This window comes from Rubripirellula lacrimiformis, assembly GCF_007741535.1.
Classification (GTDB): domain Bacteria; phylum Planctomycetota; class Planctomycetia; order Pirellulales; family Pirellulaceae; genus Rubripirellula; species Rubripirellula lacrimiformis.
This window is the reverse complement of sequence record NZ_CP036525.1, coordinates 4,773,508-4,795,398: the sequence shown is the minus strand read 5'-3', so window position 1 is coordinate 4,795,398 and position 21,891 is coordinate 4,773,508. Positions and strand designations below refer to the sequence as shown.

Below are 21,891 nucleotides of genomic sequence, written 5' to 3'. Positions count from 1 at the left end.
GTCGCTGCGTCGGGCCTAGAACAACAAGGACGCCATCACTTCGTCGACCGACTGCGTCGATTCTTGGCGGTGTCTTTGCCTGTTGTCGTCGATCGCGGCGAAGGTTGGTGACGAGCTCGATTGTTGTTCTGCCATCGGTTCCCCATCCGTCGCCACTCGAGATATCTGGTTCAGGATTAGCAGGGCGTCCAGTGCGGTGACGCGCCCGTCGCCGTTGACGTCGGCTTGGAACACAGGGGCTCCACTGCCATTGGTTTGACGAAGTTGGATGGGTGACGCATCCGAATCCGCTGTGGAATCAATCCTTGCTGCATCAGCGGCGAGTCGATTGATCACCAGCAACGCATCGCGTGCATTGACCTCTGCGTCACGATTGACGTCGGTAAAGAAATTGTCAGTTTCGCTGGCATCATCCAAGTCGATCGGCAAACCGGTTTGCGCCAAGTTGGCATAGCCTCGGGATGCCACGTTGTTCTGGATAGAGGATCGAACCATCGTGCGGACAACGCTTTCATCGTCGTTGCGGTAATCGACGCCGCCACCGAAATCGGCGGCAAAGTTGTTGTCGACCAGAATGTCTTGCCAATCGATGCCTGTTCCGACGACTGAAATTCCACCGCCCGATCCGCCTGCTCGGTTTCCTGTTACTTCCGTGGACTGCATCGTCAGGGTTCCCGGTGCATGCGCCGCCACCGATTGAATGCCGCCACCGGACCTCGACTCCGCAACGTTATCACGAAGGCTGCTGTTGGAAAGCTGGACGTTGGCGGCAGAGATCGATAGTCCGCCCCCTTCGCCCGCCGCGGTGTTAGCAACGATCTCGGTGTCGGAAATCTCCAACACCGCTACCGGGGATCCATCCGCATTCGCAAGTGTCGATCGAACAAGCATGCCGCCGCCACCCGACGTGCGACTGGTCGAATGGTTTCGTGAAATGGTCGATTCGGATAGATGGACCAACGCGTTTACTATCTCGATCCCGCCACCGCTGCTGGCTTGGTTCTTGGTGAGATCGGTTCCGACGATGTGCAGTAGTTGATCGGAATTCATCACGCCGGATAGATGCAGACCGCCACCGTGATCGGATCGGTTGTTGGATACCACCACGTTCGAGAACGTTCCGCCGGCCCCCGCAACCACAATCGCGCCGCCATTGGATCGTGCTTCGTTGTCATCGAAGGTTGAATCGGCGATCAGGATGGACGAAGTCGGCGTCTGGCCTATCGTAAACAGGGCGCCGCCTGCACCGGTCAACCCAAATTCGCCGGTGGCGTGATTGGACAGAAACTGCGAATCGCGGACTTCCATCGCATCGCCGCTATGGAAAACCGCTCCGCCTTGGTTTCCGGCTACATTCGATTCCAACGTCGAATTCTGGAGGGTTAGCTTGCCCACTTGGTACACGGCTCCCCCATCCAACGCCGCGGTGTTTCCGTCAAACACGGTCGAATCAATCGATAGTTCGCGCCCCGTGGACGCGATGGCTCCGCCTCGACCGCCCAGCCCATTGGCCTGATTGTTGGTGAACCGGCTATTGCCACCGACGACCAGTGGCCCGTCGACAAAGACGGCTCCCCCACCATGTGTGGAATCGTGACCGGTCGCGATGTTGTCCACGAACAGAGTTCCCGCAATCGTAGTGCTGCCACCCAACACGCGTATCCCAGCCCCGACCAATGCCGAGTTGCCGACGAATTGACTGTCTACGACCGAAACCTGTTCGAACGAGGTTACGTCTAGTGCTCGTCCAGGTGTGTTGATCAGGTCAAGCTGGTCAACTGACAGGCGATCTTTCCCCTGACCACCGTCGGTGATGATCGACGCATGGAAGTCATCATCCAACGCATGAATCGCAACATGGTCGTCGCCGCTTGGCAACATCAGGATCAAACGGTCGCGTGGATTTCCGAAAACAACCCCGGCACTGGTGACCGAACCGTCGACGCCCACGGTCGGCACCCATTGGACATGACCTGCGTCCTCGTGATTCGTGAGCGTTCCCGAAATTTCGACAGAAGGGGCGTCTGTTCCACCGGTAAAATCAACCTTCGCAACGATCGAAGACGCGATTTGAAATTGCTCGGTATTGACCGCTGTGACGACCGAGTAGCCATCGGCGGTCATTCGCCCCGAATCGGGGCCTGTGATTATGACGGCGGATTCTTGGAAATCGCGGCCACCGGACTTCGATACGATCACTCGATCAACATCGCCGGGGGCGTCACCGGGACCACCGTCGAAAAAGAATCGGGTGGCGATCGTCGTCTCGCTCGTCTGGATATCCAGCCTGTCGTCGGATGGTCCTCCCGTGACGACGACGGAACCACCGGTAGGGATCAGGTTGCCAACCACTCTCACCTGCCCACCCTCGGGATCCGCAGGCGGAACCGACTGGTCAACCAGAATCGATATCGACTTTGCGATCACACGAGCACCGAAGTCGACGTCGACTTGATCACCGCCGATCAATCGGGCCGAACCGTCGTCGACGACCAGTAGGGCACCAGATAGTAGTTGCAATTGGTCTTGGTCAGACGCTGAATCACGGACTTCCCAATCGATCGCCGAAGTCGCAAAGATCCTCTGGTCGATCGCGATCGGTCCACCGCTGGCGAACGAGATGGCCGATGGTTTGTGGTTTGCTCCTACGCTTCCGCGCAACTGCAGACGGCCGCCTGCGTCGATGTCGATCGAACCACTGGATTGTGCGTCCAGCGTATCAGCAAAATGGATGTTACCGCTTTGGCTTGCGAAGACCGTCTGCAAAGCATTGGTGTGAACCGGCGCTACGAAAGATTGGTCGCCGCTCGTGTTGACGCTGCCCGCCAACGATAGCGATCGTGCGGAAACGATTTCAATTTCGCCCAGTGGTGCCGATTGGCCAACCCCGGCCGCAAACTGGATTTGCTGGGCGGCAGACAAGACCAACGAATGACCCGCCATGGGACTAGCGGCGCCAGAGGATGAGGACGCAGCGAATTCGTCAACGGCATCCGCAAAACGTATCCCCGCGATTTCCGTTGATATCGACACGTCGTTTGCGATCGTGACCGGAAACGCCATCTGAATCGGACCGCCGACCAAGTGGATCGGGCCAATGGGGTTGGCCGTTTCAAATTCGACCCGTCCGACTTTTCCAGGCACGCCTAGCGAAACCTCACCGTCTCGGTTGATCACATTCGCGGCGATCGAAATGACGTTCGCATCGATCCGCAACGAGCCCGTCGAAGACAGATTCTCGTACCCGCCCACGAAACGGACCGTGTCGTCAGCAACGGTATCCAGATCGGTGACCGTCAACCCACCGGGCAGCGTCAGAGTCAACGCATCGATCTGAACCGTGTCGGATCCGCTACCGGTTTGGATCGACAAAGAGTTCGACGGTGCAGGGGTGCGGTAGGTCGTGCCGACCGAAGTGCCAAAGGTGATGTCCGTGTTCTGTTGCCCGATTCGATACTGCTGTTCACCCGCATGAAACGCTTGGACCAACAGGTCGACACTGGTCGACTGAACGGATACCAGAGATGCGTTTTGGAACAGAAAATTCTTTGCCGGCGATGGCGGCGTGCCAACGATCGTCACTTCGCCTGCAAACGGCCCCAATTCCAGGATGGTTGCCTGCGTGGCTTCAGGACCGTTGATTTGCAACTGAACCTGTTGGCTGCTGGGCGGATCGCCCGGCGCGTGAGTCGTGATCAAGGGACTCGAATCAAAGTCGGCCGCGTAGTGAATGCTGACGACACCGGCGCGGGATGCGGTTCCTGCCGCGCGGAACTGGATCGAATCGGAAGCGAATTCTGCCGATGCGGATACATTCAATTTTGATTGGATCGAAACCAGGATCGTGTCGGACGCAATGCGTCCCTCGATCACCGCGTCGATGGATGGACCGGTCGCGGCGGCCGAGTCTGCGAGCCCACGGCCGAGCAGTTCGACTTCGCTGGCGTATCCGTTGATTGTGGTGTTGGCGGAAACCAGCAATCCGATACTGGGCCATGGGACAGAGACCGGTTCACTGGCAGGTTCCTGGACACCGCCGGTGATATCCGCTGGGGCAGATACACCTTGAACAACGATGCTGGATCCAAGACTGGTGTTTGCTTGAACGACCGAAAGGTTGGCGCCGACCAGGGCGACACCGCGATCCCCTGGTTCGGATCGACTGTTGATGCCATCGATGATGATTCGACCGCGATGGGACTGGACGATTCCGGTGATCTGAACGGCATCCATCGGTTGCGACGTTGCGAGCGGAGGTGACGGTGCCGCGTCCGATGCAAAAGCGAGTCCGCTGACCTCGATCGTCCCGCCCACGGTCACGAGAGATCCTGATACCGACACCGCTGCACCTCTGACGCTATCGATCGACGCCGTTGCTTCGTCAAGCTGGCCGTGAATCCGAATCGATCCGTCTCGCGTTTGGACATTCCCTTGAACCAATACAGACGGTCGCGAGGCCGAATCCAGGCTGACTAGATCGCTTACGGACCTTCCGACATCGACGGTCCCGTCGCCGGTCGCAATCGTTACCCCTGCGTCGACGATGATCTGCGACGTTGCCGAAACCGGTTGCGATCCGGTAGCGGTGACGTCCAAGCGAAGTTGAAGACTTCCGGCAGTCGCCCGAATCGACTGTTGGACCAGCAACTGGTCCGTCGCTAGAAGTTCCAGACTTGCCGGTAGGCCGCCGGAAACAATGATCGGATCCAGCAATCGCAATTTTCCGAGTTGGTCAAGATCGTCGTTGTTGACTTTGACGGTGACGTGGCGTCCGGCGACCAGGTCAGCGACGATTTTGTCGGTGCCAATGGATGCCCGGTCGACCAGCGGCGTATAGGTCACGCGAGTGTCCGAGCCGACTTGAATTTCGTCTCGACGGTACGACGATTCGTCGGCTGAACCAGCCGCCACAATTTCGATATCGCCAGCCAACAGACACCGCTGGTTCAGATGCTGCATCGTGGCCCGGCGATACGTGCCGCGATAGCTGCGATGCTGCGAACCTCGGTGGCGGCGTCGATCGGACGATCGGGAGAACATGGTTGGCCAAGACCTGGTGCGTAGGGAAGCGGTCAGAACCAGCCCAGTTTAGGCGGGGCGAAGCTGAATGCGAGGGTGGATTTTGGCAAAGAACCGATGGTCTGAACCGGCATCCGCTGCGTGACCCAGAAACCCATCATCGCAGGCCCATCGAAGAAGTCTTTCTGGGACGGTTCGCTGCACTGGGCGTCGATGCGGTGTACATTCACGGCAAGGACTTTGCTCTTGCCGGCCTTGGGTGAGGGGTGGTCGCTTATTCGGGCATGCCAATTGTCGCGAAATCATCCGTGTTCTCTCGCCGAGTAGAAGCAACAACGTGGGTCAAAAGGTCGAAGTCACTGTTTTTGATGGCGCTCAACAAACCTGGAATGGTGTCTCCCGCACACCGTTAGAGATTGGTCGTCAAATGGAAGGCGATCCTGGCCCCCGAGACCTGCAGGACCTCGGCGATCGCCAACGACTGGTGATCGCACCGGTCTCCGCACGGGCAGTGCCTCGCATCGCCGTCCGCATCGACGTCTTGGATTCGGGCGAATTGCAGGTCACCAACGCCCATTCGCGGATGTCGTTTTTCGTTGGTGGGCAAACCCAGCCACTCGCGCCTGGGAAATCGTTCCAGTCGGCTGACGAGATCATCGTCCAGCTGCCCGAAAATCGGATGCTGCGGCTCAACCAATCGGACCCTGAAAGCATCGTTTCGCCAACCAGCAGTGGCGATGGCGAAATGTTCCGAACGTTGTCGGGACAAGTCGAATCGACGATGGAGAACGTGGCTCCCGTCCGGCTGAAAGAACTATTTGATGGTGGCAGCCGTCAAGATCATGGACGAGTCGCGGTCGATCTGGTGCGAGCCGCTCTGACAGTGGTCCAGAAGGCGGCTGGGTCGAACGAATTTTTTGACTCCGCAGTTTCCGCCGTTGCCACGATGGTCGAACTGGACCGTGCACTGGTGTTGTTGCGTGAAGGCGACGAATGGACAGTCCGTTCGTCCTATTCGGCGGGTCAAGAAATGGCGACCCACGAAACCGATGGTGGCGATGGATCTAGCGCACCGATGAACTTCAGCCGTGGGCTGACCGATCGCGTGCTGGCGACCGGCAAGACGGTCATCTACGACCCCGCCAATTACATGCATACGGCGGATTCGTCGATGATGGTGCTCGATCGCGCGGTCGCTGCCCCTATCCTGAACGAAAAACGCGAGGTCATCGGTGCCATCTATGGCGACCGCCGATACGGGTCCGGTGCCGGTGATACACCGATCGGCGATCTGGAAGCCGCACTGCTAGAGGTCATGGCAGGAGCCGTTTCGTCGGGCATCGCGCGGCAGCGGCAAGAAGCCATTCGATCGTCCCTGACGCAGTTCTTCTCACACGCCATCGCCGAGCGGTTGGAGAAGAACGACGACCTGTTGGCCGGTCGTGATGCCGAGGTCACCGTTCTGTTTTGCGATATCCGCGGATTCAGCACGGTGTCCGAGCGAGTTGGGCCCAAGAAAACGATCGAGTGGATCAATGATGTGCTGACCGAACTTAGCCAATGTGTGACCAACACCGACGGAGTCCTAGTGGATTATGTGGGTGATGAACTGATGGCGATGTGGGGGGCACCGGCCGAGATGCCCGATCACGCCGCCCGCGCCTGTCGTTCGGCAGTCGAGATGTTGAAACTGATCGAACCGCTTCGTGAACGATGGAAAGAGATCACGCCGGACAAGTTCGGATTTGGGATCGGAATCAATACCGGCGTCGCAAGGGTCGGGAACACTGGATCGAAGGTCAAATTCAAATACGGCCCGTTAGGAAACGCGGTGAACCTTGCGTCGCGTGTCGAAGGGATCACCAAAAAATTAGGCGTCGCTGCTTTGATCTCCGATTCAACGGCCCAAGCCATCGGGAAGGCATTCGATCATCGCCGATTGGCAATGGTGCAGGTCGTCGGAATCAAAGAACCGGTGTTGATCCACGAACTCAAAGGCGGAGCGAACGAAGAATGGCGGTCGATGTCCGAACGTTACGAATCCGCCTTGCGCGCCTTCGATAGCGGCGATCTGACGGGAGCCGCGCGAAGTCTGGCTTCGCTGGTCCACGCCCATCCCGATGATAGCCCTAGCCTGGTCTTGTTGGGCCGCGTGGTGGATGCACTGACCCGGCGAGATGAACACGTCGATTCGATTTGGCGACTGAAAAACAAGTAGCCGGATCACCGGTGACAATAGCGAATCGTATCGCCGGCTACGAAGTCAGATTGTCCCTCGCCGCGATGACTCTTTGTTTGGCTTCTTGCGCGGTCGGGGCTGTCACGGTGATGTGGCCCATCTTTCGGCCCGTTTTGGCTTCTCGTTTGCCATACAGGTGCAGCGATGCAGCCGGATCCGCTAGCGATTGGTCCCATGGCGGCGTTCCGGCATCGGTCGGCCAGACGTCGCCCAACAGGTTCGCCATCGCAGCGGCTCCACAGCGGATCTCCGTCGACCCCAGTGGCAGCCCGCAAACCGCGCGGACATGTTGTTCAAACTGGCTGGTGTGACAGGCTTCGATTGTCAAGTGAGCCGAGTTGTGAGGGCGAGGGGCGACTTCGTTGATCATCACCTCGTCACCGGCGACGAAGAACTCCACACACAGAATCCCAACAACGTCTAAGTGACGTGCGGCCGCATCAGCGATCTGGCGGGCCTTGTCGGCGACCGCGTCGGACACCGATGTTGGAACAACCGAAACATCCAGGACATGATTGGCATGCGAGTTTTCGAAGACCGGAAACGTCTCGCTAACGCCGTCGGCGCGGCGAGCCACGACGACCGACACTTCGCAGTCGAACGGAACCCACTTTTCGGCGATCCAGGAATCGAAGGTTTCCCACGGGACTTGGTCGGCATCGGCGGCGGTTTCAACTTTGTGCTGTCCCTTGCCGTCGTAACCGCTGCGGGCGGTCTTCACGACCAGCGGCCAGCCGAGCGTGTCAGCGGCGGACACCAGCGAAGCGGCGTCATGCACTTCCGCGAATGGGGTGACCGGCAGCCCCGCATCGCGTAGCGTGCTTTTCTCGATTAGCCGATCTTGCGCGGCGGCCAAGACCGCGGCCGATGGGTAAGTGGCCGCATACTGGCTACAGCGATGAATGGTTTCCGCCGGGATGTTTTCGAATTCCAGCGTGATCACGTTGCATTGACTGGCGAACGCGTCGATTGCTTCGATGTCATCCAATTTCCCAACCACCGAACGGCTGGCGACCTGGGCCGCCGGCGTATCAACGCTCTCGCAAAAAATGACGACGTCGTAACCCATCGACGCTGCGGCCATGGCAAACATACGACCGAGTTGGCCTCCGCCGACCATCCCGATGGTCGAACCTGGCAAAATCGTTTTCATGGGGGGCAGCTTGGATGGAGTCATCGGAAGTATTCAGTCCGCGGCGATAGTGGACCGCAGCGGCTTCGCTCGCGGACGTTCGGGGGGGCCCATCTTGGCATCAACCCAGTTCGGCGGATTCCAAAACAGCATCGGTTTGCTTTTGCACAAAATCGGCTAGTCGCTTTGCCAATGCTTCGTCGGCGAGGGCCAGGATTCTAGCGGCTAGGATACCGGCATTTTTTGCGCCCGAGTTGCCGATCGACATGGTGGCAACCGGAATTCCGCCCGGCATCTGGACGATCGACAGTAGCGAGTCCATGCCCTGCAGAGCTCGACTTTGCACTGGCACACCGATCACCGGCAGGTTGGTTTCTGATGCGACCATGCCGGGCAAATGGGCTGCCCCACCAGCACCGGCGATGATCACTTTCAGCCCTCGTGAATCAGCCTTGGCGGCGTAGGCGACCATTCGGGCGGGCGTGCGGTGTGCGGAAACGACAAGCGATTCGTGGGCGATCCCCAGTTCTTTCAGCACATCGGAGGCGTGCTTCATGGTTTCCCAGTCATTTCGGCTGCCCATGATCACACCGACGGTGGCATCGGTATCTGCGAAATCGGTTCCAGACATAGCGGTGGATCTTTCCAAGTCATCGGGGGGGCGTCGGAGGCACGGGCATCGGCTCACGTTTTAATTGATCGCCCGTCGTCAAAGAAGGCGTCGGCACCCAAGACGCTTGGGCACTGCCGTCGCACTACCCGGATTGCGTGCCCGCGCCGAAGACCCAGGCGGAACTTCGCCGCCCGAAATTGGCGACTTGAAACTGGCGGCGCTGAATCTTCCGTCCTGTATTTCCCGATCAACGTTCGTTCCCCGATCAACGTTCGTTCCCCGATCAACGTTGTCGAACCGGGCCGTTTCGACGCCACCCCAAAACCGCACCCCTGGATCTTCGAAGATCGGGGCCAACGATGGTTCGGTTTGCCATGGTTGCCAGAGCTGCGTGCTTGCCGATCGCATTGACGCAACCGTCATATCTAACCGGCGGGATACGCGTGCTGTGCCGGGTCGTAGCGGCTGTAGGTTTCGATCCGGGGCATGTCAAGCAAGGAAAGCTTTTTCTTCCAGTCAAACTTTGGGCAAGGGGTAGAGTTTACCGAACAGGAACTTCACACGGCCAATGTTTCGCTATCACGGCGTCTGGTTTCGGTCGTTGAACATCCGATGGATCGGAGCTTCCCAAAATTTTGCGTTGCGAACGACAAAGGCGAGTCGTTGCCAATGCACCAGACCCATCGAACCGGAATTGAATTTCTGTGAACGCATTATCCACGCCTGAGGCGACAGATCATCGATCGGATGATCCCGGGTCGCCCACGACATGTTCGGAATACCTGTTGGTTTGCCAAGCCAGGTGCAGCGAAATCAATCGCGGCACTTGGCAGTTCTCCCTCGAAGCTTCGGACGGCGAATTGGTACTCGAAGCCACCGACGAAGAGGTTGGCGACTTGAACCGGTTGACGCTGTTAGCGGCTGTTCGCGGGTTGGAATCGATCGAAGGTGCGTCGCGAGTGACGCTGCTGAGTACGAATCGTTACATGATTCGATCGTTATCCGATTCGCTTCCCCGTTGGCGTTCGAACAATTTCGTTTGGGAACACTTCGGTCGTCGCATTGATGTCCAGCATGCCGATTTGTGGCGGCGGGTGGATCGGGCACTTTCGATCCATCGTGTCGAAGCGTGTTTGGTGTCATCGAAATTGGTCAGCACCGATTCGCCGGTGGCAGCCGCCACCGCCCGAACGATCCAAACCGATCGCGGGACGTCCAACCTTCGTTTCGACGCTGGTCATGCCGGCCCGAATCGTCCCGCATCGTCCGCGGCGTCCAAGTCGGGATCCAAGGACCAACTGCGTCAATGGTTGCTCGGTACAGCCGCCGCACCGGAATCACAGACCGCACGTCGTCGTTTTACGGCGGCCGACCTAAGAGCATCGTGATCGCTGGCCGGCGATCGACCCACACGATGGGCAGTACCCCCGATGCTGCCCATCCCCAATCCTTCATCCACCATTTATCCCTCGCATCCAATGTCTGACGGCATCGGTTTCCTGGCTAATACACATGCAAACTCAAGTTTCGCTGTCCAGCATTGGGCACCTCATCAACGGAACTCACGAGAATCCCAGCAGCGTCCTGGGCCCTCATCCGGTTGATTACCGCGGTCAATCGGCAATCGCTGTGCGCAGTTTTCTGCCAGAAGCACAGGCAGCCTGGATCGTCGATAGCGCCAATGGAAGCCGACGTCCCATGCGGCGCTTGCACCCAGGTGGCTTCTTTGAGGCGATTTATTCCCCCTCAGCCGGCCAACCGGTCGACGCAGCCGGTTTGTCACGTGAAGATAAAGTAAAGTCGAGTTCTTCGTATCGCATCCAGATGTCCAACCAGAGCGGCGAGATGATTGAAATGCCTGACCCCTATGCAGCCCCATCCATTTTGACCGACTTCGATCGCTACCTGATTGGCGAAGGTCGTCACCACCAACTCTACGAACGGCTGGGCGCTCAGCTTCGCACGATCGACGGGACCAAGGGTGTCAACTTTGCCGTTTGGGCGCCGAACGCCCGATCCGTCCAATTGGTTGGCGATTTCAATGGCTGGGATGGCCGATCCCACGCCGCTCGCGGAAGCGACGCCGGCATTTGGGAAATGTTCGTGCCGGGTGCCAAAGTCGGCGACCGCTACAAGTTCCGGATTCTGGATGCCCATGGCCAGTGGACTGACAAAGCCGACCCCTGTGGGTTTGCGGCCGAGCTTCCACCGTTGACTGCGTCCGTCGTCGCCGACCTAAAATTGCATTCCTGGTCCGATGACGAGTGGATGTCGAATCGTCGCGATTGGAATCCAATGCACGAGGCGATGAACGTTTACGAAGTCCACTTGGGCAGTTGGCAGAAAGCAGCAGGTCGCACCCACGGTTGGATGGACTATCGCAGCCTGGCGAAACGATTGGCCGACTATTGCCATCGCATGAACTTCACTCACGTCGAACTGATGCCGATCAACGAACACCCGTTCACGGGATCGTGGGGCTATCAGGCAGTCGGATACTTCGCGCCCACCAGCCGGCACGGTTCGCCAGAGGACTTTATGTTCTTTGTCGATCACATGCACCAAAACGGCATCGGCGTTATCGTCGACTGGGTTCCCGCTCACTTCCCCAAAGACGCTCACGGGTTGGCCAAGTTCGATGGCACACCGCTGTACGAACACGCCGACGTTCGACAGGGCGAACACCCCGACTGGGGAACGTTGATCCCGAACTATGCTCGCAACGAAGTGCGAAACTTCTTTGTCGCCAACGCATTGTTCTGGTTGGATAAATACCACATCGACGGGCTTCGGGTCGACGCGGTCGCATCGATGTTGTATTTGGACTACAGCCGCGAAGATGGCGAGTGGGTCCCCAACGAGTACGGCGGACGAGAAAACCTGGGCGCGATCGACTTCCTACGTGAATTCAATGTCGCCGTCCACGAGAAGTTCCCGGGCGTGGTCACCGCTGCCGAAGAATCGACGGCATGGCCCGGCGTTTCGCGACCTGTTCACGAAGGTGGACTCGGATTCACTTACAAGTGGAACATGGGGTGGATGAACGATTCGCTTCGTTACTTCCACAACGAACCGATCCATCGCCAATTCCACCAGAACGAACTGACGTTCAGTCTGATCTACGCGTTCACCGAAAACTTCATGCTGCCGCTGTCGCACGACGAAGTGGTGCACGGCAAGGGATCCTTGCTAAGCCAGATGCCGGGCGACATGTGGCAAAAGTTCGCCAATCTGCGGTTGCTGTATTCGTACATGTGGACGCACCCAGGCAAGAACCTGTTGTTCATGGGCGGCGAACTGGCGATGTGGAACGAATGGAATGCAGACGACGGGCCCCAGTGGGAACTGCTGGATTTCGAAACGCACCGTGGGATCCAACAATGCGTTTCCGATCTGAACCAAGTGGTCATCGAAAACAAGGCGCTGCATGACTTGGATTTCTCGGGCGATGGGTTCGAGTGGGTCGATTGCATGAACGGCCAAGACAGCGTGCTGGTCTATCTACGGAAAGCCAGTGATGATTCTCCGCCAATCTTGGTGTGTTGCAATTTCACTCCCGTGGTCCGCCAGTTGTACCGAGTCGGTGTCCCCAAGGCCGGTTATTGGAAAGAGATTTTCAATAGCGATTCGAAAGCCTATGGCGGTTCGGACGTGACCAATTCGCCTGGATTGGCAACCATCGGTGTCGGCCAACATGATCGACCGGACAGCATCGAGATCACCATGCCACCGCTGGGCGTCTCGATCTTCCGCCTAGAATCATAAGTCACCACCCAGACCGGGATTCCCCAGTATCCCTCCTAACCACCCGTAGTGGGATTCGCCAGATTTCCCCCGCGTTTCGACGCGGACGCGATTCCTGGCGAAGTCCACGACGGGCGACCAAAACTCGGTAGTGGGATTCGCCAGAATTCCCTCGCAAGTACCACTACCCAACCGGGATTCCCCCCAATCGCCTGCAATCCCCGCGCAGAACCACAAACCCGATCCACCGACAAGCAGTTCAGAATCCCCGGCCGATCATCGGCCTTTCGATTCCAACCAGTTCCCAAGTTCACCGCTAGCCGTTTGGCCGCCAGCCCCGGTTCTTCGATGACCAGACCGAGGCTAGCGCCCAAACGGCGAACTCGATCGACAAACCGTCACGCGTCGCCGCTCACTTATTCGACACGCTCGATCGCCTCGGGGCTTCGGTGACGACGTCCTTCCAAAGTTTCTCCCCGAGGCTCCGTGCACTCGCGTTATAATATTTGACGACAGTGAACAACGGTTTTCTTATTCCCTTTCGGCAAACTGCCCACCATGACCGTCAAGATGCAACTGGCTCGGATCATCATTTCCGAACTGACAGAGAACCAAGTCATCTACCTTCAGGAAGTCGACGGGCATCGCGAGTTCCCGATTCTGATCGGCATTTTCGAAGCGACCAATATCGATCGCCGGGTCAAAGAGGACTACCAACCGCCACGGCCTTTGACGCATGACTTGATCGTCGAAGTTGCCAAAGCCTTGGATGCCACGATCGAAAGTGTCGTGATTAGCGACCTGAACAAGAGCACCTACTTTGCACGGTTGGTGCTGAAAAAGTCCAATGGTGAAACGCTAGAAATCGATTCTCGCCCCAGCGATGCCATCGCGGTCGCGGTAACGTTTTCGCCTCCGCTGCCAATCTATGTCAGCGAACATGTTCTAGATGAAGCCACCTCGGCGATTTGATTCGAATGAAGATCATTCATCACGTTGCCGAAGCACAATCCATCGTCGCGGCTGCGCGAGCGAGCGGAAAAACCGTTGGCTTGGTTCCGACGATGGGCGCGCTGCATGACGGGCATGTATCGCTTGTTCGCGAAAGCGTCCGGCGATGCGATCAGACGTTCGTATCGATCTTCGTCAATCCGACGCAGTTCGCGCCGCACGAGGACTTGGACAAGTATCCGCGGACTCTGGACGCTGATTGTGCCGCGGTTCAGTCGGTGGGGGCCGACTACGTGTTCGCTCCCGAAGTCGGTGAGATGTACCCGGCTGGATTTAGCACCGCAGTCGATCCGCCCGCAGTCGCCGTGCCGCTAGAAGGCGTCTGTCGCCCCGATCATTTTCGCGGCGTCGCAACTGTGGTGTTGAAGTTGTTTCAGTGCGTTCCGGCCACGCATGCGATCTTCGGATCGAAGGACTATCAGCAGTGGAAGGTCATCGAAGCGATGGTACGCGACCTGAACATTGGCATCCAGATCGTGGCCGGTGAAACGATCCGCGATCCGGATGGGTTGGCGATGAGCAGTCGGAACCGGTACTTGTCGTCGGATCAGCGACGAATCGCCCTGTCGCTATCAGCGGCGCTGCGACAAGCCAAGCAGATGGCCAGCGACGGCGAAACCAGCGTCGATGCGATCGAGTCGGCGATGCGGGAACAATTGGCGGAAACGACACGAATCGATTACGCCCGCGTCGTCGACGCCCAATCGCTAGAAACCATGACCCAGATCGATCGTCCGGTGGTGGCTCTCGTTGCCGCATTCGTCGGGCAGACGCGGCTGATCGATAACCAACGCATCGGCTAGCCCCGCGAACCGTTCGTGCGCTACCCCAACCAAGGGCCTAACCACTGCATCCGGCGTCGAAGCAAGGGAAGTCTGGCGAATCCCACTGCGGTACTGCAATGCGTGGCCGTGGCCATTTTTGCCTCTGATCGGTGCACATCGCATTGGCTGCCAATCCGCTACACTCACATCGATGTTCCATTTATTTCAAAAACGGCCGCCGCTTTCCACCTTCGCCCGCGTCGACATCGAACTGCTGTTGCGCAGGAATGTCGAAGTTTGCGGACGTGACGATGTTCTGAAAATGGAATATCTGACCGACGCAAAGTCTTTGGATTTTGGCGACGGTGCGGCGGAGCAATGGATTCAGTCCGCTGCGTCCAGCGTCGCTGGTCAGATGCAGATGAACATTGATGATGTGCAGGTCATTCAAAGCGATGATCCCGAGTTTGCGTACACATCTCTCTATGACGATGGGCGGATTTTTCTGCACCCCGATGTGGTTGGCGACGAACTGCGGACCGTCACGGAACTAGCGAACCAGTTTGCTCATCACTTTTGGCTCCGTCAGCCATCGCCGCGGCCCTTGGACCACCATCCCCGCACGACCACCCTGCTGCCGATCGTGCAGGGGTTTGGAGTCTTGGCTGCCAAGGCGTCGCTGCAAGAATCGCACTGGACCGCGGCTGGATATTCCGGCTGGTCGATGTCACGTTCAGGCTATTACAGCGCCATCGAAATCGGCTACGCCTTGGCACTGCTGGCGCGCCTGCGGGGCGAGGCACGACCGAAGTGGTACGATTCATTGCGTCTGGATGCGAAGAAGACGTTTGACTCGGCGGCGCGGTATTTTGATCGACAGCAATCGCTGGGGCGACCGTTGCTGTTCGATTCGCAGCGAATCCCGAGCTCGCACTGTGATTCTGCAGAACTTTCCAAATGGTTGTCCGGACCGGATCCTGCCTTTGCGATGGCGTCCGCGTACGCGCTCGCGAAATCGACGTCCCTCCCCTCGGTGGCTACCGATGCGGCGATGGAACTGACCGAATCAAAAGATTTGGAATTGGTCGTCTTGGCAACCCGGTTGCTGGCCATCGCGTCATCCGATCACCCAGATGTCGACGGCAAAATCAATCGACTCGCCCGTCATCGGTCCGGGGCGGTCGCGCTTGCCGCTATGCATGCGGCCAGCACACGCGGGTTACCGGTTTCGCCCTACCAAAAACGCATCGAAAAGCTGTTGATGGACCCGCACATGGAATGGGGCCCCGTGTTGGATCTTGTGAACCAGCACCCGCAGTCGTTTGCGTCGCTATCGCCCGCGATTTGTCGTCAAGCGGAACTGGCCGTTCGATTTGGGGACAGCGAAGCGATCGATGCGCTCAGCGGTTGTTTAGTGAAAATCGCTCAAGATCCGGTGGCGGAGATTGAAAGCCGCATTCGTAGCCGGGATACTCGAGACAAGATTCTCGCAACCGTGACAGGTAGAAATCCTAATGGCGAACTCGAGTCGATCGATCCCACCGAACCGTAACCTCCGTGACAACGCCGGACATTTCCAGTGTCCGGCCGACTCCGACTGTGCGACCGCTGTGTCACCGTCACCGTCACCGGACCAGGCGGCCATTGCTGACTACTTTCGGTCCCCACAATTTGCCGAAACAAAAGTTCGTCGGCTCAGCGAAGATGATCGCAAGATTCGATCGGCCGCTCGATCCCGCCACGCTGGCTTTGTTCGATCGTGGACGATGGAGTTGTCGGATGAACGCGGACTAAGCATCGGGGTCGCGTTCTATGGTCTAGCGGTTTGCTGGATGCTGATGTCGATGGGCATCCCCTACGGCGTTTGGATTCTAAGCGGATTTGACGGACAGTTGTTTCCGATCTGGGTGATCTTCATTCAGCTGACCTTTGCCGCGCCGCTCGCTTGCCTGACGTTGATCTCCGTGACGTCGGCGCTGTGGTGCGTTTCATTGCTGCGGCGATTTTTGTTGGCGGTCGCGGTGCTGATGCCGGGGACCGCGATGTTAGCGTTCGGGTTGGCTCAGCTTGGTTGGCTGGATCTTGCCGAGGCCTTTGCACAAACGCTGTATCAAATTCTCGCCTATACCGTCGTCAGCAGCAGCCTTGTGTTGCCGATTCAGATGTGGGGCCGGTGGTCGCTCTCGCACGCGCGCGAATCACCCGGCGTACTCCCCAAGCTGGGCACCCGCTCGATCATGGAACTAACGATGATCGCGTCCTTGGTGTTTGCGATCTTTATGTTCGTCCGCGGCAGCGAACTGTGGTACCAAATTTTGATCGTCGCGGCGATCGCGTTGGTCAGTACGATCGCGATTACCTTGATCGTTGTTTCCCACCTGTTGCGTCCACGGACAGGGCGGTGGTTGGCGATCCTCGTTAGTTCGGGATTCGCGTATGCCGCAATGACGCTGACTAGCATCTGTGTCTTCGCCAGTTACGACGAATCGATCGTCTGGTTCAATCAGAACGCGCAATACACCGTGATCGTGATCATTTCGATTTTGGGCACCTGTTTGTTCATGGCAACGGCGATGGTCGGGCAGTGGTGGTTGCGAGGATGCGGATGGCAATGCATTTCACCCCATCGGGCACAGCACAGCGGCGCACTCGAAGTCGACTTTGCGTTTCCCGTCTCTGACACCGATCCGATACAGCGGACGGTCGCGTCATGATCCACTGCCACCGATCCACTCACCATCGAAAGCATTGCCAATGCCTGATCGCATAGCGAATGCCGTATCGTATGACGATTCCAGTAACCTGGATTCCCAAGTGACGGACGATCAGATCGCGGTACGTCGATACATGGACACACGTGCGTATCGTCGTGCGGCGGCGAGTGTAGAGAATCCGCTGACGTCGAACCAGAGTCTGTATGGCGGGCTGGCGGCGATCAGTGTCCTGATGACGGGGTTAACGGTCGCGATGGTCGTGATCATCCAACTGACCGAAGATTTGATGGTATCAATTCCCGCCTATCTGATCGCGATGACGTACATCCAAACGTTGGCGCTGCCACCGTTGGTTGTGTTTTCATTTGCGGTCGGCGCGGCGTTGTTTTGGTATCCATCCGTGTTGTTGCGAATGCTGTTTGGACTGGTGATGGTGTTGCCTGCCTTTGGTGGATTTTGTTCGGCGATCTGGTTGGCCGAAATGCGGTACGACCCGTCGATGATGCTAGAGCCGGCGATCTGTTTGTTCACCCAATTCATGACCTCGGCGACAGTAGCGATCCTGGTTCAGTTCTTCACGCCCTGGACGTTGGCACACTATCGTGGAAGAACGGCCGACCCGATTCCGCCGACCGGCTTGCGAGCGTTCTTTGAACTGACGGCGTTCTTCGCAATCGGATTCGTGATTTTGGTCGCCGTAGGCACCGCCGACTTGCTTGCCGGGATGATGGTGTTTGGCGGTATCGGCATCATTACGACCGGAGCGGTCACCAGCCTTTTAGTCGGGACTCTGCAGAGCGGCAATCAGAGCAAACGCGGATGGGTGTTGGCTGCGGTCTTGGCATTCGGTTCCGCGGCGGTAATCAATGCGGTATACGCCGCTAGCTTATTCAGCTGGGATGCCGCATTACAGAATGTCGCGTTGGTTGCACTGGCGTCACTCTACGGTGCCCTGGTGATCATGGGCACCTTCGCGATTTGCGTCACGATCTTGCGGCGATTTCAATGGCAATGCATCAACCGCAGAAACCAGGTGCCAGCCGAGTGAGCCAGCGACTTCCCCGTTTTGACGCTGTTGATCTTGCCAAAAATCCCAGCCAAGATTCTGTCGCACCGTTCGTAGTACCGCCTTCAGGCGGCATCCAGCTACAACAGCCTCGAAGAGGCGAAAGCATCCTGCCGGTGGCCTCTGGCCACCGGAAATGGCCTCCCCCCATGATCTTCTTGTCCGGGCCGCCCTCAGGCGGCCCGGACAAGAAAATCAAGATTGCGCCAGTCATCGCTAGCCGTGGGACCAGCCTCACGTCAAAAAGCTGCCGCCGCTCGGCGGCTAAGCTGAACGCTCTCATTAGGCGGCATCCGCCCTGGCCATCGCGATCCGGCTGAAGCCGGTACTACAAACGGCGCCACACACCACTTTCCGAGCACCGTTCGTAGTACCGCCTTCAGGCGGCTTCCAGCTTACGCCAACCGTCCCATGAATGATGGCATGGACCCGATATAGCATTGGCATCGATTGCATACCGCCAATGTTTCCGAGATCGACGCCGCGCACTTGGGGCAGGGGCGGAGACGAATTTGCGATGCTTGCGGCGGTGCAGGCGTTGGATCCAGGTCACCCAGAATCCGCATCACGCTGGACTCCGTCACTGACTTGGGCTCGGGCGTTACGATGGTTGCTCGATCGCTTGCGGCGAACACAAAGGACACGCTGCATCTGGGGCAACGTACCTTCATACCTGCCATCGAAGCGTCGCCACGCACCGGATGTCCAGCGGGGCAGCAACTCTTAATTTTCTCGCTTCGGGCTTCCATCTCGATATCCCCCCCTTGGATTGGTGCTTGTCGCCGACATTCTTGATCGGGATGGGCAAACTTGTCCGCCCACATCCATGGAACACCGGCGATGCACTCTGGGTATCGCGAAAAATTTGGGACTCACATCGGCCCGCCGCGGTGTTTGACAAATCGCGTGAAACCCGCGTCTCAGGTGAAACGAGAAAGTTTTTCATTCGTGGCGCAAGATTCGGTGCGGGGGAACCGTTAACTTTGTAGATGGACACGCAAAGATCGATCGCGTGGCAGCACGAGACCGCAGTGTCGTCTGTCATTGCAGAGCACGACAATGCATCGCACACGAAGTGATTCGCCTCGCATGACTAGCCTCCCCAGCGAACCGATCACTCGTGCCAGTCTGTTGGTTCGAATGCAGGACGCAGAGGATCGTGAAGCTTGGGAAGACTTTCATTCGGTGTACGAGCCCATTATCTACAACATGGCGCGGCGCCGAAGCATGCAAGACGCTGACGCTCGCGAGATTGTCCAAGAGGTCATGCTGTCGGTCTCCCGCCATCTACAGCGGTTCGACGCAAGCGCCCAAGGAACCTTCCGCGGCTGGCTCAGCCGAATCACTCGCAACGCAACCATTGATCGAATGCGGCATGTCTCGGTACGCCGCGAAACGGTGGATGCCAGTGGAGTTCGGCGACGAATGGATAAGATCGCACAAGACCACGCGGCAACCGACCGTAGTCTGCAAGAAGAGTTCGAACAGGATCGACGACGGCAATTGTTCCACTGGGCGGCCAGTGAGGTACGGCGTTCGACGGGCGAGAAAAACTGGATGGCATTTTGGCGATCCTCCATGGACGGGCTTCCGATTGCGGCGGTCGCAAAGGAATTGGAAATGGACGAGGCAGCGGTCTACGTGGCACGCTGTCGAATCATCAAACGTATTCGGCAACACGTTGACCAGCGCTGGGCGGAATAGACCGATGAACGCAAACGAGTCAAATCTATGATCGCCAGTACGGACGACCACGTCGACGATGGAACCCTAACATCCCTGTTGGATGAAACACTGCCGGACCCTCAGGCGGATCGTGTCCAGTCCCATCTATCGGGCTGCGAAAAGTGTCGCCAATCGCTACAACGATTAGCGGGTGACGAAAGTTGGTGGAACGAAACCGTGGACACACTGTCAACGCAACAACCCGCCGCGATGACGGTCGACTGGTTGATGCCACTGCTGCAGCCGCCCGACGAACACCATGGCGTGCATCAGGGACTGGGCAAACTGGATCGATACTGCGTATCGTCGGTGATCGGTCAGGGGGGAATGGGCGTCGTCCTGCATGCCACCGAACCCGAATTGAACCGACCGGTTGCATTGAAGGTGCTGGCACCGCATCTAGCTGGCGTCGGTGCGGCGCGAGCACGGTTCATGCGCGAAGCGCAAGCCGCCGCTGCCGTCGTCCACCCCTCAATCGTGCCAATTTATAGCGTCGTCGCGACGGCCCGGTTGCCCTATCTGGTGATGCCGTTGGTCGAAGGCGGAAACCTGCAACAGCGAATCGATGCCGAGGGGCCGCTTGAACTTGCCGACGTTTTGCGGATCGGTGCGGAGGTGGCCGAAGGGCTGGCCGCTGCCCATCATCAAGGCGTGATCCACCGAGACATCAAACCAGCCAATCTGCTGGTCGAAGCAGGCAATGGGCGAACGCTGATCAGCGACTTTGGTCTGGCCCGCGCTCTGAACGATGCATCACTAACATGCAGTGGCATGATCGCCGGCACGCCCCAATACATGAGTCCCGAACAGGCACGCGGCGAACCGCTGGATCCGCGTAGCGATCTGTTCTCGCTCGGCAGCGTCCTGTACGCGCTGGCGACCGCAAGACCGCCGTTTCGTGCGGACAACCCGCTGGCGGTGTTGAAAAAGATCACCGAATCACGGGTGCGTCCGATCCATGAAATCAACGAGTGCATGCCCGCCTGGCTGGACGAACTGGTGTATCAGCTGATGGCGATCAACGCAGACGATCGAATCGGATCCGCCCAGGAAGCGGCAACCCTGCTGCGTCAGGCCCACGCGCACGTTCGCCACCCAGCGGCCGAGCCACTGCCGGCATCGCTGACCAACAATCGGGCGGAAAAGCCAATCCCCAAATTTCTTCGTTATGCGGTAATCACCGCGGCCACCGTGCTGGTACTGATCGGTGGCTGGTTCTGGCTGGAATCCAGCTCGCTAGGGCCTCGAATTCATTCGTTGTTGGAGAAACGAGATCGTTCGGACGTAACGACTCGGCCAAGCAACATCACGCCGTCGCAACAGCCATTTCCCTACCAGCTATCTCCGCAGTCTTTGGGGGACCAGTATTTGTCGTTGGACAATGCTTCGACTCAAAATGTCCGCGCTGGATCTTACGTATCCACTGCGTTCCCAGCAGGGCTTCCGGGTGACCTTCAGTCAATCGATGGCGAACTGTTCTTGCTGGAGCAGCAGTTGGGGATTGCCGGTGGCCAGACGAGGCCGATTGTCTCAATGGCTGCCGAGGCTGTCGACGGAGATCGATTCACTACGCGGCCGTCATCGGTCCAGCACACTTCTGAACCGACCTCAGACCGAACCCGTTTATCCATTCCTGAGCTCTTGCGAGAAAAACGATGAAAAATAGATCGTCGCGAACATCTACAACCTCTCGTCCCGTGTGGATCGCTTGCGCGTCCGCAATATTGCTGTCCGCGATCGCGTACGCCAGCGACGGTCCCGGGGGGCCTGCTATCGCTGCAGACGATTCGGAGATTTCGGTCCCCTTAGCCTCCGCACAGAATGTCACCGAATCTGATACGAAAAGACGTCCGTCGTTTGTCCC

At 58.1% G+C, this 21,891-nt stretch carries 14 protein-coding genes; 10 read left to right on the top strand and 4 right to left on the bottom strand.

Going from position 1 to position 21,891, the window contains the following annotated elements; translation table 11 throughout:
- Positions 1 to 15: 15 nt before the first annotated feature.
- Entirely contained in the window at positions 16 to 5,040 is a 5,025-nt protein-coding gene (locus tag K227x_RS16910) for a dockerin type I domain-containing protein (RefSeq protein WP_145171280.1), read from the bottom strand.
- Between the two features lie 316 nt (positions 5,041 to 5,356).
- Here K227x_RS16910 and K227x_RS16905 point away from each other — a divergent pair, with 316 nt between their 5' ends.
- On the top strand, positions 5,357 to 7,237 hold the full coding sequence (locus K227x_RS16905) for an adenylate/guanylate cyclase domain-containing protein (RefSeq protein ID WP_246145864.1): 1,881 nt from the start codon (positions 5,357 to 5,359) through the stop codon (positions 7,235 to 7,237).
- 37 nt (positions 7,238 to 7,274) lie between these two features.
- Here the strand turns inward: K227x_RS16905 and K227x_RS16900 are convergent, their stop codons facing one another.
- Positions 7,275 to 8,411 (bottom strand): 5-(carboxyamino)imidazole ribonucleotide synthase, encoded by a 1,137-nt coding sequence (locus tag K227x_RS16900; protein WP_145177997.1) that lies wholly within the window; start codon positions 8,409 to 8,411, stop codon positions 7,275 to 7,277.
- Between the two features lie 100 nt (positions 8,412 to 8,511).
- Positions 8,512 to 9,021, bottom strand: a complete 510-nt coding sequence (gene purE / locus K227x_RS16895; RefSeq protein ID WP_145171278.1) for a 5-(carboxyamino)imidazole ribonucleotide mutase — start codon at positions 9,019 to 9,021, stop codon at positions 8,512 to 8,514.
- 686 nt (positions 9,022 to 9,707) lie between these two features.
- On the opposite strand from purE, the gene K227x_RS16890 reads away from it, so the two are divergent.
- The 7 genes from K227x_RS16890 to K227x_RS16860 all read left to right on the top strand — a co-directional run bounded on the left by K227x_RS16890 (position 9,708) and on the right by K227x_RS16860 (position 18,284).
- Positions 9,708 to 10,391, top strand: a complete 684-nt coding sequence (locus K227x_RS16890; RefSeq protein ID WP_145171276.1) for a ribonuclease H family protein — start codon at positions 9,708 to 9,710, stop codon at positions 10,389 to 10,391.
- A 124-nt stretch (positions 10,392 to 10,515) separates the two neighbouring features.
- Complete coding sequence (gene glgB / locus K227x_RS16885; RefSeq protein WP_145171274.1) at positions 10,516 to 12,768, top strand: 1,4-alpha-glucan branching protein GlgB; 2,253 nt, start codon at positions 10,516 to 10,518, stop codon at positions 12,766 to 12,768.
- Between the two features lie 537 nt (positions 12,769 to 13,305).
- Positions 13,306 to 13,719: a bifunctional nuclease family protein gene (locus tag K227x_RS16880; protein WP_145171272.1), complete on the top strand. Its 414-nt coding sequence runs from the start codon at positions 13,306 to 13,308 to the stop codon at positions 13,717 to 13,719.
- Positions 13,720 to 13,724: 5 nt separating this feature from the next.
- Positions 13,725 to 14,561, top strand: coding sequence for a pantoate--beta-alanine ligase (gene panC / locus K227x_RS16875; protein WP_145171270.1), 837 nt, complete (start codon positions 13,725 to 13,727; stop codon positions 14,559 to 14,561).
- Between the two features lie 172 nt (positions 14,562 to 14,733).
- On the top strand, positions 14,734 to 16,074 hold the full coding sequence (locus K227x_RS16870; protein WP_145171268.1) for a hypothetical protein: 1,341 nt from the start codon (positions 14,734 to 14,736) through the stop codon (positions 16,072 to 16,074).
- A complete protein-coding gene (locus K227x_RS16865; RefSeq protein ID WP_145171266.1) occupies positions 16,037 to 17,236 on the top strand; it encodes a hypothetical protein in 1,200 nt (399 codons plus the stop codon). The genes K227x_RS16870 and K227x_RS16865 overlap by 38 nt, the downstream gene beginning before the upstream one ends.
- Before the next feature lie 40 nt (positions 17,237 to 17,276).
- On the top strand, positions 17,277 to 18,284 hold the full coding sequence (locus K227x_RS16860; RefSeq protein ID WP_145171264.1) for a hypothetical protein: 1,008 nt from the start codon (positions 17,277 to 17,279) through the stop codon (positions 18,282 to 18,284).
- 413 nt (positions 18,285 to 18,697) lie between these two features.
- On the opposite strand, the gene K227x_RS16855 is transcribed toward K227x_RS16860, so the two are convergent.
- The gene (locus K227x_RS16855) at positions 18,698 to 18,973 is read right to left on the bottom strand and encodes a hypothetical protein (protein WP_145171262.1); all 276 of its coding nucleotides are present in this window, start codon (positions 18,971 to 18,973) and stop codon (positions 18,698 to 18,700) included.
- A gap of 388 nt (positions 18,974 to 19,361) precedes the next feature.
- Between K227x_RS16855 and K227x_RS16850 the strand changes: the two genes are divergently transcribed.
- A complete protein-coding gene (locus tag K227x_RS16850) occupies positions 19,362 to 20,006 on the top strand; it encodes an RNA polymerase sigma factor (protein WP_246145863.1) in 645 nt (214 codons plus the stop codon).
- A 27-nt stretch (positions 20,007 to 20,033) separates the two neighbouring features.
- Positions 20,034 to 21,686 (top strand): serine/threonine-protein kinase, encoded by a 1,653-nt coding sequence (locus K227x_RS16845; RefSeq protein WP_145171258.1) that lies wholly within the window; start codon positions 20,034 to 20,036, stop codon positions 21,684 to 21,686.
- Positions 21,687 to 21,891 lie beyond the last annotated feature (205 nt).

Bases quoted from the DNA above. Each gene is read 5' to 3' on its own strand.
- K227x_RS16910 (WP_145171280.1), bottom strand. From the start codon at position 5,040: ATGTTCTCCCGATCGTCCGATCGACGCCGCCACCGAGGTTCGCAGCAT.
- K227x_RS16900 (WP_145177997.1), bottom strand. From the start codon at position 8,411: ATGAAAACGATTTTGCCAGGTTCGACCATCGGGATGGTCGGCGGAGGC.
- purE (WP_145171278.1), bottom strand. From the start codon at position 9,021: ATGTCTGGAACCGATTTCGCAGATACCGATGCCACCGTCGGTGTGATC.
- glgB (WP_145171274.1), top strand. From the start codon at position 10,516: ATGCAAACTCAAGTTTCGCTGTCCAGCATTGGGCACCTCATCAACGGA.
- K227x_RS16880 (WP_145171272.1), top strand. From the start codon at position 13,306: ATGACCGTCAAGATGCAACTGGCTCGGATCATCATTTCCGAACTGACA.
- panC (WP_145171270.1), top strand. From the start codon at position 13,725: ATGAAGATCATTCATCACGTTGCCGAAGCACAATCCATCGTCGCGGCT.
- K227x_RS16870 (WP_145171268.1), top strand. From the start codon at position 14,734: ATGTTCCATTTATTTCAAAAACGGCCGCCGCTTTCCACCTTCGCCCGC.
- K227x_RS16865 (WP_145171266.1), top strand. From the start codon at position 16,037: ATGGCGAACTCGAGTCGATCGATCCCACCGAACCGTAACCTCCGTGAC.
- K227x_RS16860 (WP_145171264.1), top strand. From the start codon at position 17,277: ATGCCTGATCGCATAGCGAATGCCGTATCGTATGACGATTCCAGTAAC.
- K227x_RS16855 (WP_145171262.1), bottom strand. From the start codon at position 18,973: ATGAAGGTACGTTGCCCCAGATGCAGCGTGTCCTTTGTGTTCGCCGCA.
- K227x_RS16850 (WP_246145863.1), top strand. From the start codon at position 19,362: ATGCATCGCACACGAAGTGATTCGCCTCGCATGACTAGCCTCCCCAGC.
- K227x_RS16845 (WP_145171258.1), top strand. From the start codon at position 20,034: ATGATCGCCAGTACGGACGACCACGTCGACGATGGAACCCTAACATCC.